Genomic DNA, 13,978 nt, shown 5'->3' with positions numbered 1-13,978 from the left:
TCTATACGTCTATACATCAATGGCTCTGGAAAGGGCTAGCTCCCTTCGATCGAGAGGCAGCGAACGCAAGCAGAAGGACGCCTTCGTCGCTCGCTCCGCATATCAAACTAAACGGCTTCCATCGTGGCCATACGAGTGCTGAATCAACGGGGACATCATCCACGGGCAGCTGGCTGGTGGTGGCCCTTGTCGCAACGGCGCGCAAACGCCAGAACTTCGCGCTGATATGGCGTCGCACCGCTTTCATCAGCAACGCATGGTCGATCTGGTCGAATGCTGCCTTGATGTCAAACTCGACAACCCAGTCATATCTCCAGCAACGCGTACGCGTCACGGCAATCGCCTGTTTAGCCGACTTGCCCGGCCGATAGCCATATGAATCCGGCACGCCATCGCTGCACAAATTCGCCGCCCGCACAATCCTGATGCCTTACGGAGAAGGAATTCCTCGAAGTGTTCAGCGCCAAGCAGAGGTCAGCCGCGACGGCCGCAACGCCTGTCCGACACCGTGATGTTGACGATCGGCTCGTACCGGCACCGTCGCGCCTTGGCGACAACAGCGCGTCGTATCACCGCGTCGCTGCAACACTATCACGTCGTCGATGACCTGAAAATCTTACGGCGTGCGCTGCCGCATCCGTCGGAGCGCGGGCTTACTGTGCTACGGCAGGACCGTGAGGCTGTCACGGGCGGTCGTGCCATTGAAGGATTTCCTGATTCCCAGACCTAAACGGATCGAGCGGCGCGGACCGCAACCAGAAACGAAGAACAAGTAATAGCACTCAAGCGCTGCCAAGTTGCACTGATAACCTGAAGAAAATTCTCTGCGATCTTGTCAATACGGCAGCGCCTTGACCCCAACGCCTTCTCAAAGATCGGAACGCTTTTGCCGACGGTTCCGTACAGTTTGGCGCGCCGCTAGCCTATGATGAATGTCATGGTAACGAGATACGCCCCGCCCGACTCTTTACGACGCGGTCCGCATACGAGCTTAACTCCTTCGCATTCTTGCCAACGACACGGCGTAGTGGGATCAAGTCCCAATCGCCGCCTGCCTATCGGATGCCGAATTCGTCGGTGACGTCGCAAACGCTCATACTTTCTTCGTCCGGGTGCACTCCTTAGATCCGTGGCTTCGCTGCGCCCACTAGTCACTCCCGGTTCCGTCGCCCACCGTCCTCGTTGGACCCGGCCGGATATTTAGGGCGCACGGCACCGACTGGGCGAAGCGCTGAACGCCCTCGCCAACTGGAGAGGACCAACCCACCGCAACCAGATCTACATGGCAATCGAGCGCATCATCGAGAAAGCGAATGCTTGTGGCCCTGCGCGACGCCTCCATGCGTACACGCGGCGTTGCTGCGGTCAGCCTCACAGGCTGCAGCACACGTTCGTGTCGCATCTGGTCGCCAACGGCATGCGCCTTGAAAGCGCGCCCATATTTTGGGAGACGCGGCATCCTCGATCAACCCAACGGCCGAGCTTGCGCGTGAGGACCGGGAGGCCAAACTTTCCCGCGACCTGCTGATGTATAGCTTCCTTCCGCAGGTCGCACAGTCAGTGCCCCCTTCCGCGGTGAGTCGCTACGGGGCATCGCGCTCTCGGAGGGCCCGCATGGTTGAGAGGGGACGCAAGCACACTATCCCCTGTGCCAGCAGGCGAATGTCCGCCGACGGCGCGTGCCCTTCTTGCACACGAACCGTTTGCGGGTCCCTCATGCCCTGAAACGGCAATCAGGAACGCCGTATTGCACGTAGTGGGCTCACCGGGCTTAGCATCGTCCTGTAAGCACAGTCAATTGACTGACAGATATAGTTCGTCGACCGGGTTTCGAGAGCGCCCTTCCGAATTGACAGTCAGTATGAATTTTCTATCAGTTAGACGGACGGCGGGCGCGAGATCGAGGCGTCCCCACTTGGAACGTGGAATAGGTGATTCGTTTCGTGGAGGAGTTCAGACGTAGGGATCGGGGTGTCCCCAATGGGGACACGAGAGATGAATCGGTGGGTAATGTGCCAGCGCCCTGTCCGCCGCGTACAGTACGCGTGTCCCCAATGGGGACACGCAATTACTCCCCGCCAGCGCTGCCCGCCGAAAAAAGCTGCGCGATAAGCGTCCGTATCTTTTGCTCCTTGTCCGCAGACAGCATTCCCGCTTTGATCTTGACGGTAAAGCCGACAGCGTCCTTCGTAATCGACCCCGCCTGACTCTTGCCCGAAAAGATCTTCTCGATGCTCCGGTCGCTGACGCCGCCGGAGGAGTTGTTGTCACTTTCGATAGCCTGTTTGATAACTCTCGCTAACTTGGTTTGATCCAAGTCGCCAGCTACAACTCTCGCCCAAACCCCACGCGCAATTTCAAACGCCTGTGCATTCTTGTCGCGCAGCACTGACACCACGTCTTCCGCGGCGTGCGCACCCATCAGCCGCGGCTGGATGTCCAAATCGTGGATCACGAAGTCCGGCAAATCGCCAAATGCCAAGTATCGATAGAGTTCCGAGCGTGAGACTCCCATAGCTTCCGCCATGCGCTTACGGTTTGGAAATTCTTTTTCGGTTCTTCGGATAGAGCGCGAAATCTCATAGTCCGACAAGTCTTCACGCGCTACATTCTCCACGAGTGCCAACATCGCCATCTCTTCGTCTGAGAGTTCGATAATGACAACCTTGATCGTCTCTTTGCCGATCATCTTATGCGCGCGCCAGCGCCGCTCACCAGCCACAATCTGATAACCGTGCGCCGCACGCCGCACCACAATCGGTTGAACCAGACCAGCTTCACGAATCGACTCCGCGAGTTGCGTTAGTTTCGCTTCATTGAACAGCTGGCGTGGTTGCCACGGATTTGGAACGATATCCGTCACCCGAACCTCTGACGCCGCACCTGCCTTTTCGAGTTCAACGATGCGTTGCTGCGCTTGGGCCAACGCGCCCGCCATGCCTGGGGCAGTACGTGGACTAGTCGGTCTGTCTTGCTGCGGCTCGAGCTTAATATCTTTTGCTGCCCGAACCTCGGCCGTCTTGTTCATCATGCGTTCGCGCATGTTACTCATTGTCCGGCCCTCCATTGCGCCACGTACTGGTCATCGATCCATTGGCAATAGTCCAGCAGCGGTTGCTTGATCCGCGCTAACGTCTTTGCCACGGCATCAGACCGCGACAAATCAAAAACCGTCGAAAATGCCAAGGCACCATTGCTCATCACGGAACTTGCCGGAACTTCGGTTGTATGAAGCCAATCGCCATATGCGCGCTGGGACCAAGAGCGCACAACGGGCGCTGATGACGTAGTGCCGTAGTCCACTCTCGACAGAAGAACGGAGATGAAGTCGTAGGTCTTATCTACTTCATGTTCCACGAAACCATTCGCAACTTCAGCGAACAGCGACCAAAACGACACCGATGAAATGAAGTCAAGACTCTCAGGGACCAGAGGCATTACCATCGAATCCGCAGCCATCAACCCGTTGAGAGTCATGTAAGAGAGAGAGGGCGCAGTGTCAAGGATGATGTAGTCATATTGTGCGCGCAACGGCTCGATTCCTTTGCGCAACACGGACCAGAACTCGAAACCCGGGTTCGTTTTTTGGGCTGTCGGCAGATGGAACTCTGCGTCGTGTAGGTAGTTATGCGCGGGAATAACGTCGAGCCCATCCCAATACGTGCTTTGCACTTTTGAATCGAGCCCGCCCTCAATCGTCGGGTCATAGATGTACGGGAGCACGGTGTCCTCCCACGTCACGTCCTTCTCCGCATACAACCCGCACAGTTCCGACAAAGAGGCCTGTGGATCGAGGTCGATCACGAGTACTTTGCGACCGCGAAGGCTCAGACCTTGTCCGATGCACATCGTTGTTGTTGTCTTGCACGAGCCACCTTTGAAGTTGGCCGTGATCAAGACGCGCCCACGATGCTCACGCGTACCTGTGACCAGCGGAGTCTGGTAGATATCGGATACCTGCTGCACCCAAGTACGTACGTCTTTCAGAGAAAATATGCGCGCTCTTCCGGAACCGTGAGCTTCACCCGGCGGCAGATCGCCTCGTTCCTTCGTTGCCAGATAGTTAATTTTCTGACGGTCGATGCCGCAGAGCTCTGACAGCTCGCCGATCGTGAATACTGGAGGTGTCTTGCGCGGCCGGGGTGCTAAGATTTGATCGCGCAGCTCGTTCGTCATAACTGACAGGCGTTCAGCAAACTCCCCAAGGTTGGAGAGCTTCACGCGTCGGTCGATGCCGGGCAACTCGCTCAAGTTCATTTAGGACGTTCCTTTTTGTCGACGGTGAGATGTTTTGTCGACGCTCACCATTCATTTCTACGGTTTCTGGCGTGATAACTGCCGAACCGTAGAATACTCGCCACATCGAAGAATAGCTATCGGAATCTAGTAGGACCCGCACTTTGCCGCGCGTCGGGCGAGAAGTCTCATGCATTCAATGATTTGAAGCGTCTCAGCACGAAACCTTTGATCGAAGAGGGACAGATCCGAACGCTTTTCGCTGCAAAGGACCATCACAGAAAGCCTCACCTTGGACTCGGGAAAGCCAACACATTTGACACGCATCCTGGGACAAACACAATTCGCCTCACCTTCCTCACCTTCCTCACGTCCCGCGAATCCGGCACTTGCCTCCGCATGTCTTAAGTAAAAATCCGTGCCCCGTCCTTGTCGTCTTCGTGGACAATCCGTCTTTTTCTACAAATCGGCTTGACTGGGTTCGTTGTGTTTTATAAACGATAGAACCAACCCACCACTAACGGAGAAAGAATATTTTTTAAAAATCAGAGACTTATGCGCACAAAGTGAGGCGTTCTGTGTTACAGGTGCTGTTAATTGAGCACTTGGGTGAGGTGTTTACCACTGGTAGGTGAGTCCATTTGTTGGAAAGGTGAGGTATTTGGGCGGTAGTAGGTGAGGTGAATTGAGTTTGGACGGGCGCAAAGGTGAGACGTTTTGTGTCGGGGCGCAGGCAAGGTGAGGTGAACTGTGTTGACATGGCACCTTGCGATCGGTACCTTACCGCTCCATATCAACGAAGAACAAGGCGGGAGGCCGAATGGCGACAGCAGGGCAAGTGACCACGTCCAGGCAACTGGCACTGGCCTTATTCGACGATGCGAACGCCGAAGACTTGCCCGTTGATGCCGCCCGCTCGGACATAGGTTTCGCCCGAAAGAACGTCTTAATCCGCATTATTGATTTGGGCGTTGCCGCTCGACGCTTGATTGACGCCGCTTATTTCATCGTCGCGCAGGAAGCGCAAGTTCGCGACCTGTACGACGTGGAGTTGGACTATTTCAAGTGGCTCATGCGCTACTCGAGCCGTAACAACACTCACCTTGAACAGGTCATCACCGAGGCGCAAAGAGCACTGATCCAAGCGACCACAACACCGGATGCCGACGGATCGAAGCCATTTGGTTCGGTGCAGTTGATCGGCCGGATTTCCTACGCGGGTGGACGCTTCCAGTTCCGTGTTCCGCCAGATCTGATCGGAATAATCCGTGGTCCAGGCAAGTCGCACTGGCTAAGCCTGCGAATAACCTCGCTGTTTACGCTCAGCTATGCGCGAGTGATGTATGACCACCTTCTGCCTTACGCAGATGGGGGTATTACCGACTGGTTCGAACTCGACGAGTTGCGCGCCTGGCAAGGGGCAATGGGCACCAAGGCGCACGAATTCAAGTATTTCAAGCGAGATTGGCTCGCACCGGCCGTGGAGCAGATCAATGAAGTTTCTGACCTGACGCTTTCATATGAGACTCGAAACGAGCCGGGCTCTCGCAAGATCGGGCGCCTACGGTTTCGCATCGAGCGGAAACAGTTGGCCGAGCGTGCATTACAAACACACGAACAAGCCCAAGCACTTTACAAGACTTTGAAGCAGGAGTTCGGCTTGTCCAGCGCGCAGCTCAATCAGATTGCGGCGGATCGGGACACATACACGGATGAACGCTTGGAACAGGCGATCGAGCGCACTCGTTTTAGTCTGAAGCTGGGCAATATATCGAAGAGCCCGGCGGGATTCTTCATGAAGGCATTGAAGGAACAGTGGATCGTTTCCGACGCCGAGCGCCAGATGGTCCAGATTCAGGAGGGGCTTGCTCTGACGGAGAAACGTGAGTTGGAAGCAAAAGAACAGGCTCAAACTCATACGGCGTTGCGGATCGCCGCGCAGGACGTGCATGCACAGGATCGAATGGTGGACGAAATCCGCCGTGGTTGGGACGCATACGAAGCTGCGACTTCTAAGCAGCGGGAGGACTGGCGACGTACCTACAAAGGGACGCCGGCTGGCAAGCTGACGCTGCGTCGTTTGGGCATTGATCCAATGACTGATCTATCCGAGGCCATGATTCAGAAGTTTCCCGATCTGAAAGACGGATTCGCTGGCTATGTGTTCAACAGGTCAAGGACTGGCAAGAGTCGCTAGTCCAATTCTTTCGTTTCCTCTTGAAACAAAGACTTGAGGAGCTCCTCGAGCCGTTTCACTGAAGAAGACGGCCTCCGCGCTGCCATAGGTTGGCGGGAAGCTTTCATCATCCCATCGCGCCGTCCAAGGTACCTCGGGCTCGGATCTGTTGGACTATAGATCATATCGCTTGCACATTTGTATTTCAGCTCACGCGACCGGTTCATCGTGACCCGCCGGGTCATCTGGTCCGTCCCGACGCAGGTTTTTCTTTTCGGCTGGATGCGCGCGCCTGAAGCTGCGCATTTCATCCGTATCGATCTGCCAGATCGTACCGAGGTCTGCTGCGTAACACAGCAGCGCCCACGCAGCGTAGGGAATTCGGGTTTCTCCACTGATCCACTTACGGACCTGCCGTCCACTTTTGTCGGCGAGATCAAGGTAGTCGGCGCCGAGCCTGCCGGTGAATCCGGCGCGTCGCAATACTTCCTGCACCTCCGCGCCGGTCGGTTGACTCCAGTAGATTGCCGGCCGCAAGCATTCATCGCGGATCTCGACACGTGGTTGATCGCTCATCGGTTTCCCTTACATTGTTATCGAGCCCCCACGGCATCGCTGCGGGGGATACACGCGTCCTCCGGACGCTTGACGACCCCAACCTGCGGTCCGCCTTCGTCCGAAGCCGGATCGTCCCGCCGCGATCCGCGGCGCGCCGGCACGCTCCCCACGCGTCCCGCGCGGGTCCCTGTGTGCCTCGATCCGGGCGCGCGGCGCGCGCGACGCACCCGTGATTATCCGACTTCGGGCTCGCAGGAGGAACGGTAGGGCGGGTGCCGCGCGACTGCCAGGATCACTTGGGTTGATCTACAGCTCTGTGACGAGCACCGCTGACGACCCGAGGCACCGTCGCAGCGGCAGTTGCCGGCGATACAGCGACACGCGAATGGCGTCTCTCTATGCAGCGGGTGGATTGTGACACCTCGATAAACGCGATGAATGCTCGTAGGTCACCAGTCCCGTAAACGTCAGCCAGCAGACACGCCCTCGCGCATGACGCCTCAGCCGTCTCGGGAGCCTGCCGGGCGCACCGGCAGTTGAGGTCTGTTCGCGTTCGGCCATGGTCAAAGCTTGTCGTTGTGGAAGCCTCGAAAACCCGCGCTGTAGACCTCGCGGGCGTTACATGTCAGTCGGTCTCGCGTGCCTTATTGAAGGTAGACACTATGTTCGACGAGCATCGCAGCGGGTGCGGAGGGCGGCACGCGGTCGAACTCCGCCAGAGCGGTCCGGGCAATCGAACGCAACTCTTCGCGGTGCATGTCGATGGCGTTGCCGTCACGATCCAGCATGCTAGCAATGCGCCTGAGTGCGTCGGCTGACTGTGCTGCCGCATCAGCCGACAGCGCCATGCGATACAGTTCGCCCCGAACGATATTCCGGTCTCCGTACTGCCACATCGCCAGCAAGGGGAGAAGGGCAGCTAGCCATGTCGGCCGGATATTGAGCGTATTCATGAATGTCTCCTGGTCGGGATGCCCCGGCCCGCAGGCCGGGGAAACCGGTTAGCCGCGCAGGCGGCGCAGTTCATCGGCGAGCACCCACAGGGCGCGGTTAAGACGGATGTTCTGGTCAATGCCGGTGACCGCGCGGGTCGTGGTCACCCTGCCGTTCGGGTTGCGACCGTGAAGGCCACCACGGAGCATATTTTCCTGAACCCGTTGGAAGGTCCTCCAGAGATCGGATGCATGATCCTCAACGCGACGTGGTGCGAGAAGCTGCCGTTCGGTGATCGGCGCGGGTTTGTCGTCGTCATAGCGCAGGGCGAGTGCTGCTCGGGCGAAGGCCGTCTGCTCGCCCTCATCGAGCATCGTCGTCGCCATGCCTTCGCGCTGCTGCTTCACGCCCTCGAAGCTGTCCAGTACCTTGAATGCCCCGTCGATCACCTGACCGACCACATCGCCCTTGTGCGGCACGCGGATATCGCTCACGTTGTCGCCGCACACCATGCCGTTCTTGCAGACGTACCGGAACATGCCCGCAATCATCTGGTAGCTGCTCGTACCATCGTGACTGTTCAGGAGGATGATCTCGTTCGCCTCAGATCCGCTGATCTGGTCTGCGTGACGCAGGCGAAGCATGTGCTTCGTATATGCACGTCTGCCATCGTCCCGCACGCGGGTCTGGCAAACCATGAACGGCTGAAAACCTTCCTTGCGCAGGGCATCGAGGACATCAACGGTCGGAATGTAGCTGTACCGCTCTGACCGGCTTTCGTGCGCAGAGTGCGCAAGGATGGAAGGAGCAACCTCGGCAATTTCGTCATTCGAGAGGGGGTGATCCGAGCGCAGGGCGAGGGCGTTACGGCTAAAACGGCTTGCAAGCATATTCATTGACGTCTCCAGAGAAGGAGCAGTCCCGGCCCGCAGGCCGGGGCCAGTTAATCAGTCGATAGCGCGGAGGATGTTGGCCGCTTCCGCGTGATGCACGGCGAACTCCCGCAACTGGTGATAGCGCGTGACGATGACGTCATCGAGCGTATGTTCCGCGAGGTGGCAAAGCGCGAACAGGGTGACGGTAATGCCGAAGGCGTCCGCACCCATCATGTCGCTGTAGCCGTTCATGTGCCAGCGGACATGCACACGACCCATGTTCGACGGGGCCATGTAAAAACCACCATTGGACAGCGTGAAGAAGTTCCAGTATCCGCCCTCGTAACTGCTGCACAGGCGCGCAGCCCAGTCATAGACCATCGATTCGCCGATAATGTAGTGGCGACCGAGATAGCAAGGCAGCACATTCAGGCGAAGTTCGTCGGGAACCACAGACGAGGTGATGATGCAATCAGTAGTACTCACAGTTATCTCCGGTTTGAGCCACAGCGGTGTGCCGGGCAACGCCTTTATATTAGGTTAAAAACACCTAATAAACAAACGCGTGCCGCATAAAAACGATAAAACATTATGCTTGTAATTAGGTTTAAAGAACCTAATGTAGTTAGTGATGCCCGGCACACCGCTGCGGCTCGAACCGGAGATAACCGTGCGTAAAGACGTTACAAACAATATTGCGAAAATAACTTCCGAAATGGCCGACGAAGCAAAAACGCAGATTGCGTACGTGCCATACTGGAGGCTGTGCCTGTCGCCGCTGAATGTGCGCAAAAGGCAGCCGACGGGCATCGAGTCTCTTGCCGAAACCATTGACGCTAAGGGCGTCATGCAGAACCTGGTCGCACATGAGATAAAAGGCCGGACGAAGGTGCCGAAACTCGGCGTATGTGCGGGTCAGCGCCGCCTGGCTGCGCTCGATCTGCTGTGTGAGCAGGGGCGCATCACAAAGGATTACCTGGTGCCGGTGCTAACCGTGAGCGAAGGCGAAGCGCTGGCCGCGTCGCTGATCGAGAACCGCGAACGCGAGGCGATGCATATCGCGGACGAATGCGTGGCGTTCCGGCTGCTGACGGAGGAGGGCAAGAGCGTGGCGCACATCGCGGCACTGTTCAAGGTGCCAGACATTGCGGTGCGTCGCGCGTTGAAAATCGCGAACCTGTCGCCGGTACTGCTTGACCTGTTGCGTGACGACAGGCTCGACTATGAACAGGCGAAGGTGCTTGTCCTGGCCGACGATCACGTGACACAGGAGCGTGTATGGAACGACGCACACAACGCGTGGCAACAACGCCCTTCGGAGTTGCGTGCGGCGATCACGACCGCCGCAATAGACGCGCGCGACAATGCGCTGGCGAAATTTGTCGGCCTGGAGGCCTATGAGGCGGCTGGCGGGTACATTCGACGCGATCTGTTCAGTGACGACCACAACGCCGGATACATCGAAGATGCCGATCTGCTGCACCGGCTCGCGACGGATCGCCTGATCGAACTGTCCCAGGGCCTTTGCGCCGAAGGCTGGGGCTGGGTCGAAACGAGGACGCGATATGAAGCTTTGGAGATCATGCGTCACGATCGCATCCCCTCGACCACACGCCAGCCGACGCAGGCGGAAGCGGACGAACTTGCGGCGCTGGTCGCAAAACGGGATGCCGCGCATATGGAACTTAACGCGTACTACGACGAGGACGGCGAACCGGATGAAGCCAGGCAGGACCGGCTCGATGCTGCTGTTACCGCTGCGACCTATGCCGTTGACCAGTATGCGGAAAGGTTCGAATCGTTCGATGCGGACGACATGATAGGGGCGGGGCATTCGTCTATCTCGATGATGACGGACAGGTGTGCATCGAGCGGGGACTGGTCCGGCGCGACAGCGCACCGGGTCAACCGGCGAGTGCGCACGCCGTCCATCAGGCGGCGACGCGAGAGCGGACACCGAAGGAGCGGCCCCTGCACGGCGAGAAACTGTGCAAGCGGCTGACTGCACACCGAACCGCAGCCGTACAGATCGAGCTTGCCCGGCAGCCTGGTGTTGCGTTGGCCGCGCTGATGTACCGCATGATTCCCGTTGTGTTTGATGACGTGTATGGCCGTGCCTATATCGATCAGGCGGTAAGAATCGAGGTGCATACGACGCGCGATGCACTGGTGTCCAATGCCGATGACATGGCCGACAGCGTTGCGTGGAATGCGCTTGAAGGCGAACGTGCGAAGTGGGCGTGGATGCTGCCAAAGCGGACCGAAGAACTGCTGCCGTGGCTGCTGCAACAGGACTCGGACGTGATGTCGAGCCTCTTTGCGTTCTGTGTGGCGGCGACGGTGGACGGCATCAGCCCTGCGGATCGCGCGCACCCGGTCAACGAACTGGCGAACACGCTTGAAGTGGATCTCACGCGCTACTGGAAGGCGACGCGCGCGGGATACTTCGAGCACGTACCGAAGGACCGCATCGTGACCGTTGTTGGCGAGACCGTTTCGGCTCAGGCTGCGGGTGAACTGCGCGGCATGAAGAAGGGTGATGCAGCCGCGGCTGCCGAGCGTCGCATGACGGACTCGGGCTGGTTGCCGGAAGTGCTGCGTAACCGCGATGTACCTGAGCGGAACGCATACGGACGCTGGGACGATGACGGCGAAACCAGCGACGAAGCTGAAACAGAAACAGCGTCGGTCGAGACGGGCGATTCGCCGTCAGACGGGGAGGCCGAGGAAACCGAAGCCGCCTGACCCGACATCCGGTAAGCGTTCATTGTCACATAGCCGTCCAGGCGAATGCCTGGGCGGCTTTTCCTTTCGCCGAAAAAAGAGCCGGGACCGCTCGCACGTCCGGCTCCACTAACACACGCCGGACTAATCGGGTGACCAGCCGGGTAACCCGGTTTACGGCACCGCATGTGATTCACTGAAGCCGCCCTTTTTCTGAAAGCAGCCTTCTAGGTTGTGGACGTTGAGCATATGCGCGCGCCGCGCGCCCGTTCCGAGGCCATGGAGAACCGCGCTGGAAGCATAGGGGAGCGGACTGACCCGGTGCAGTGCGCCGGGGCGATGCGCTCAGGCCTTCGGCCTGGGCGGGTATTTCCGTTTCAGTTCTTCAATGTCTGCGCTCGTGAACGCGGGCTGATCGTACTGTTGCGCGTACAGCTTTGTTAGCTCGAACTGGGGCATCGTGGGGTGTTCGGCGCGCAGTTGTTCAATCGTCTTGATACGGTCCGTTGTACCTGTCATCGAAATGGCGGACGGTGCATCGCCAGTGGATCGGGCGTATGCATCTCCCGCGTTCATTGCAGGACGCGGGGCGTGCGGGGTTGGCGGGCGGGCGTTTTTGCGAAGACGGTAGAGCGTGCCATGAAACGTGCGGGGCGTGAACGCCAGCCCATTTTCTGCAAGCGCGGTGATGATTTCCGCTGACGGGACGCCAGCGGAGAGGGCCGCTTCGACATCGGGCAATACTGCGCGAAGGCGGGCGGCCTTGCTGCGGTTGGGGCTGTTGAGGGCGAGACTGCGCAGACTCGCAGCGGCTTTTTCCCGGTCCATGGTCAGATGTGACATGAATGTAGGATGGAAGTAGTGTAGCAGTCGATCGATCGTGATAAAACGTTTGGTATGCGATTTATCCTGGTGGCATAAAGTAGTGTGGATGACGTACGCAAGTGGATTATCTGCACTATGCTTGTGATGTCGGTCGCGGAGCGAGGCACGTCGGATATGTTTACGCATCGCTACGCGCTTCGTAAAATATCGCGTGCCAAAGGGGCAAGGCCCCTTTGCAACCCCGACGCGGGCCACTGCCCCGCGTCCATCGCGCCGAAGGGTCTGTCGGCAACAATCAGCATTGCCAGGTATGCAACGCGAATAGGAGGCGCTTTCCTATGATTCCGATCAGCGCGTGGGTGATCCAGCGTGTGATGAGGCCAAGCGGTTTCGCGCGCAACAGGCGGTGGCAGTATCTGCCGTGGGCTGGTTATACGCATCCCATGACGGGCGATCAGGCGATGCACGCCTTATACGAATGTGAAGCGCATTGGCCAGCATACGAATTCCGCGCGCACCCGATCGACGGCGACATGACGCGATTCGATCTGCCGGGTCAGTCGGCGGACTGGACGCATCCCGTGGGGCTCTGATCATGCCACGCAAAAAGAGCAACGATGGGGCAGGGCTCGGCAAACCGATTGCGTTCAGGTTGTCGGATGCGGACCGCGCGGTCTATCTTGACAAGGTGAACCGGAGCGGGCTGACGCAATCTGAATTTTTCCGGCAGGCGGTGCTGACGAACCGGACGCAGGTGATCGCGCGGCCGGTCGCCAGCGTGGATCGCAAGCGGCTGCTGTACATCTTCAACAAGACCAGCAACAACCTGAACCAGATCGCCCATCGGGCGAATTCGGAACATGTAAGCGGTCAGCTGTCGGAGGCTACCTATGAGGAACTGCTCACGCAGCTGCAGATGATCTCGCGGTATCTGAGATGCTCACTGGACAAGGTGGACTGAATGGAGACCGTACCCATGGGCATCGATGACAAACACCCTGCCATTCTCAAGGTCCTTGCTCTGGAGAAGAAGCTGCAGGCGAAGAATGACAAGGAAGGGGACGCCACGCGAGCGCTGCGCGTGGCTGACTGCGCGGAAGCGAGGCAGGCCGTGGAGGCAGCCCGGCACACATTGCTCACCATCGTGTATTCAACGTTGCTTCGTCGCGTCGAGCAGTGTGAGCAGTTGCTCGCACAGCAGAGACGGTGAGCCATGCTGATCCGGGTGCGCGGTTATCACGATGGCATCAAGGCCTATCTGGAGGACGGCCAGAAGCAGGACCGTGAGTTCGAGCGCGACGAGATGGACGAGCGGGTGATTCTGGCGGGCGATCTGGCGCTGACCAACGACATCATCCAGTCGATGGATACGCAGGCAGAACGCTATATCAACGTCACGCTGTCGTTCAAAGAAGATGAAGTCTCGGGCGAGGTGCTCGCGGACATCGTACGGGAGTTTGAGTCGTTCGCGTTTGCTGCGTACCGGCCGGACGAGTACAACTTCTATGCAGAAGCACATGTGCCGCGTCTGAAGAGCTATGCCGACCGGCGCAGTGGCGAACTCGTCGAGCGCAAGGTTCATCTACATGTCGTGATACCGGAAGTGAACCTGCTCACGGGACGACGGCTGGAACCGTTCGGCAAGGTCGAC

At 58.3% G+C, this 13,978-nt stretch carries 15 protein-coding genes; 6 read left to right on the top strand and 9 right to left on the bottom strand.

What is annotated here, in order from left to right; genetic code table 11:
* Positions 1-16: 16 nt before the first annotated feature.
* From VSR68_RS24285 to VSR68_RS24275, 3 genes are all read right to left on the bottom strand, one after another.
* The gene (locus tag VSR68_RS24285; RefSeq protein ID WP_342942272.1) at positions 17-388 is read right to left on the bottom strand and encodes a reverse transcriptase domain-containing protein; all 372 of its coding nucleotides are present in this window, start codon (positions 386-388) and stop codon (positions 17-19) included.
* A 1,680-nt stretch (positions 389-2,068) separates the two neighbouring features.
* The gene (locus tag VSR68_RS24280) at positions 2,069-3,052 is read right to left on the bottom strand and encodes a ParB/RepB/Spo0J family partition protein (protein ID WP_342942271.1); all 984 of its coding nucleotides are present in this window, start codon (positions 3,050-3,052) and stop codon (positions 2,069-2,071) included.
* Positions 3,049-4,257, bottom strand: coding sequence for a ParA family protein (locus VSR68_RS24275; RefSeq protein ID WP_342942270.1), 1,209 nt, complete (start codon positions 4,255-4,257; stop codon positions 3,049-3,051). Before VSR68_RS24275 ends, VSR68_RS24280 begins: the two co-directional genes overlap by 4 nt.
* 799 nt (positions 4,258-5,056) lie before the next feature.
* Here VSR68_RS24275 and VSR68_RS24270 point away from each other — a divergent pair.
* A complete protein-coding gene (locus tag VSR68_RS24270) occupies positions 5,057-6,433 on the top strand; it encodes a replication initiation protein (RefSeq protein ID WP_342942269.1) in 1,377 nt (458 codons plus the stop codon).
* A gap of 189 nt (positions 6,434-6,622) precedes the next feature.
* On the opposite strand, the gene VSR68_RS24265 is transcribed toward VSR68_RS24270, so the two are convergent.
* From VSR68_RS24265 to VSR68_RS24250, 4 genes are all read right to left on the bottom strand, one after another.
* Positions 6,623-6,988 (bottom strand): XRE family transcriptional regulator, encoded by a 366-nt coding sequence (locus VSR68_RS24265; RefSeq protein ID WP_428983575.1) that lies wholly within the window; start codon positions 6,986-6,988, stop codon positions 6,623-6,625.
* Between the two features lie 626 nt (positions 6,989-7,614).
* Entirely contained in the window at positions 7,615-7,923 is a 309-nt protein-coding gene (locus VSR68_RS24260) for a hypothetical protein (protein ID WP_342942268.1), read from the bottom strand.
* A gap of 48 nt (positions 7,924-7,971) precedes the next feature.
* Entirely contained in the window at positions 7,972-8,799 is an 828-nt protein-coding gene (locus VSR68_RS24255) for a DUF932 domain-containing protein (RefSeq protein WP_342942267.1), read from the bottom strand.
* 51 nt (positions 8,800-8,850) lie between these two features.
* The gene (locus tag VSR68_RS24250) at positions 8,851-9,264 is read right to left on the bottom strand and encodes an antirestriction protein (protein ID WP_342942266.1); all 414 of its coding nucleotides are present in this window, start codon (positions 9,262-9,264) and stop codon (positions 8,851-8,853) included.
* 184 nt (positions 9,265-9,448) lie between these two features.
* On the opposite strand from VSR68_RS24250, the gene VSR68_RS24245 reads away from it, so the two are divergent.
* Together VSR68_RS24245 and VSR68_RS24240 are read left to right on the top strand one after the other, a co-directional pair.
* Entirely contained in the window at positions 9,449-10,780 is a 1,332-nt protein-coding gene (locus tag VSR68_RS24245; protein ID WP_342942265.1) for a ParB/RepB/Spo0J family partition protein, read from the top strand.
* A gap of 77 nt (positions 10,781-10,857) precedes the next feature.
* The gene (locus tag VSR68_RS24240; protein ID WP_342942264.1) at positions 10,858-11,523 is read left to right on the top strand and encodes a hypothetical protein; all 666 of its coding nucleotides are present in this window, start codon (positions 10,858-10,860) and stop codon (positions 11,521-11,523) included.
* A gap of 324 nt (positions 11,524-11,847) precedes the next feature.
* Here the strand turns inward: VSR68_RS24240 and VSR68_RS24235 are convergent, their stop codons facing one another.
* Entirely contained in the window at positions 11,848-12,345 is a 498-nt protein-coding gene (locus VSR68_RS24235; protein WP_342942263.1) for a hypothetical protein, read from the bottom strand.
* 320 nt (positions 12,346-12,665) lie between these two features.
* On the opposite strand from VSR68_RS24235, the gene VSR68_RS24230 reads away from it, so the two are divergent.
* From VSR68_RS24230 to VSR68_RS24220, 3 genes are read left to right on the top strand one after another with little or no spacing between them, the layout of a single operon-like run.
* Complete coding sequence (locus tag VSR68_RS24230; RefSeq protein WP_342942262.1) at positions 12,666-12,920, top strand: hypothetical protein; 255 nt, start codon at positions 12,666-12,668, stop codon at positions 12,918-12,920.
* 2 nt (positions 12,921-12,922) lie between these two features.
* Positions 12,923-13,288, top strand: coding sequence for a plasmid mobilization protein (locus tag VSR68_RS24225; protein WP_342942261.1), 366 nt, complete (start codon positions 12,923-12,925; stop codon positions 13,286-13,288).
* 15 nt (positions 13,289-13,303) lie between these two features.
* On the top strand, positions 13,304-13,537 hold the full coding sequence (locus VSR68_RS24220; RefSeq protein WP_342942260.1) for a hypothetical protein: 234 nt from the start codon (positions 13,304-13,306) through the stop codon (positions 13,535-13,537).
* Here the strand turns inward: VSR68_RS24220 and VSR68_RS42880 are convergent.
* Positions 13,478-13,909, bottom strand: coding sequence for a hypothetical protein (locus VSR68_RS42880; protein ID WP_428983574.1), 432 nt, complete (start codon positions 13,907-13,909; stop codon positions 13,478-13,480). The genes VSR68_RS24220 and VSR68_RS42880 overlap by 60 nt on opposite strands.
* Positions 13,910-13,978 lie beyond the last annotated feature (69 nt).

Origin of the sequence: Paraburkholderia phymatum (assembly GCF_038900715.1) — a bacterium.
In the GTDB taxonomy this organism is placed as follows: Bacteria; Pseudomonadota; Gammaproteobacteria; order Burkholderiales; family Burkholderiaceae; genus Paraburkholderia; species Paraburkholderia phymatum_A.
Note: the sequence above shows the minus strand (reverse complement) of the source record. Positions and strands in the feature narration are given on the sequence as shown.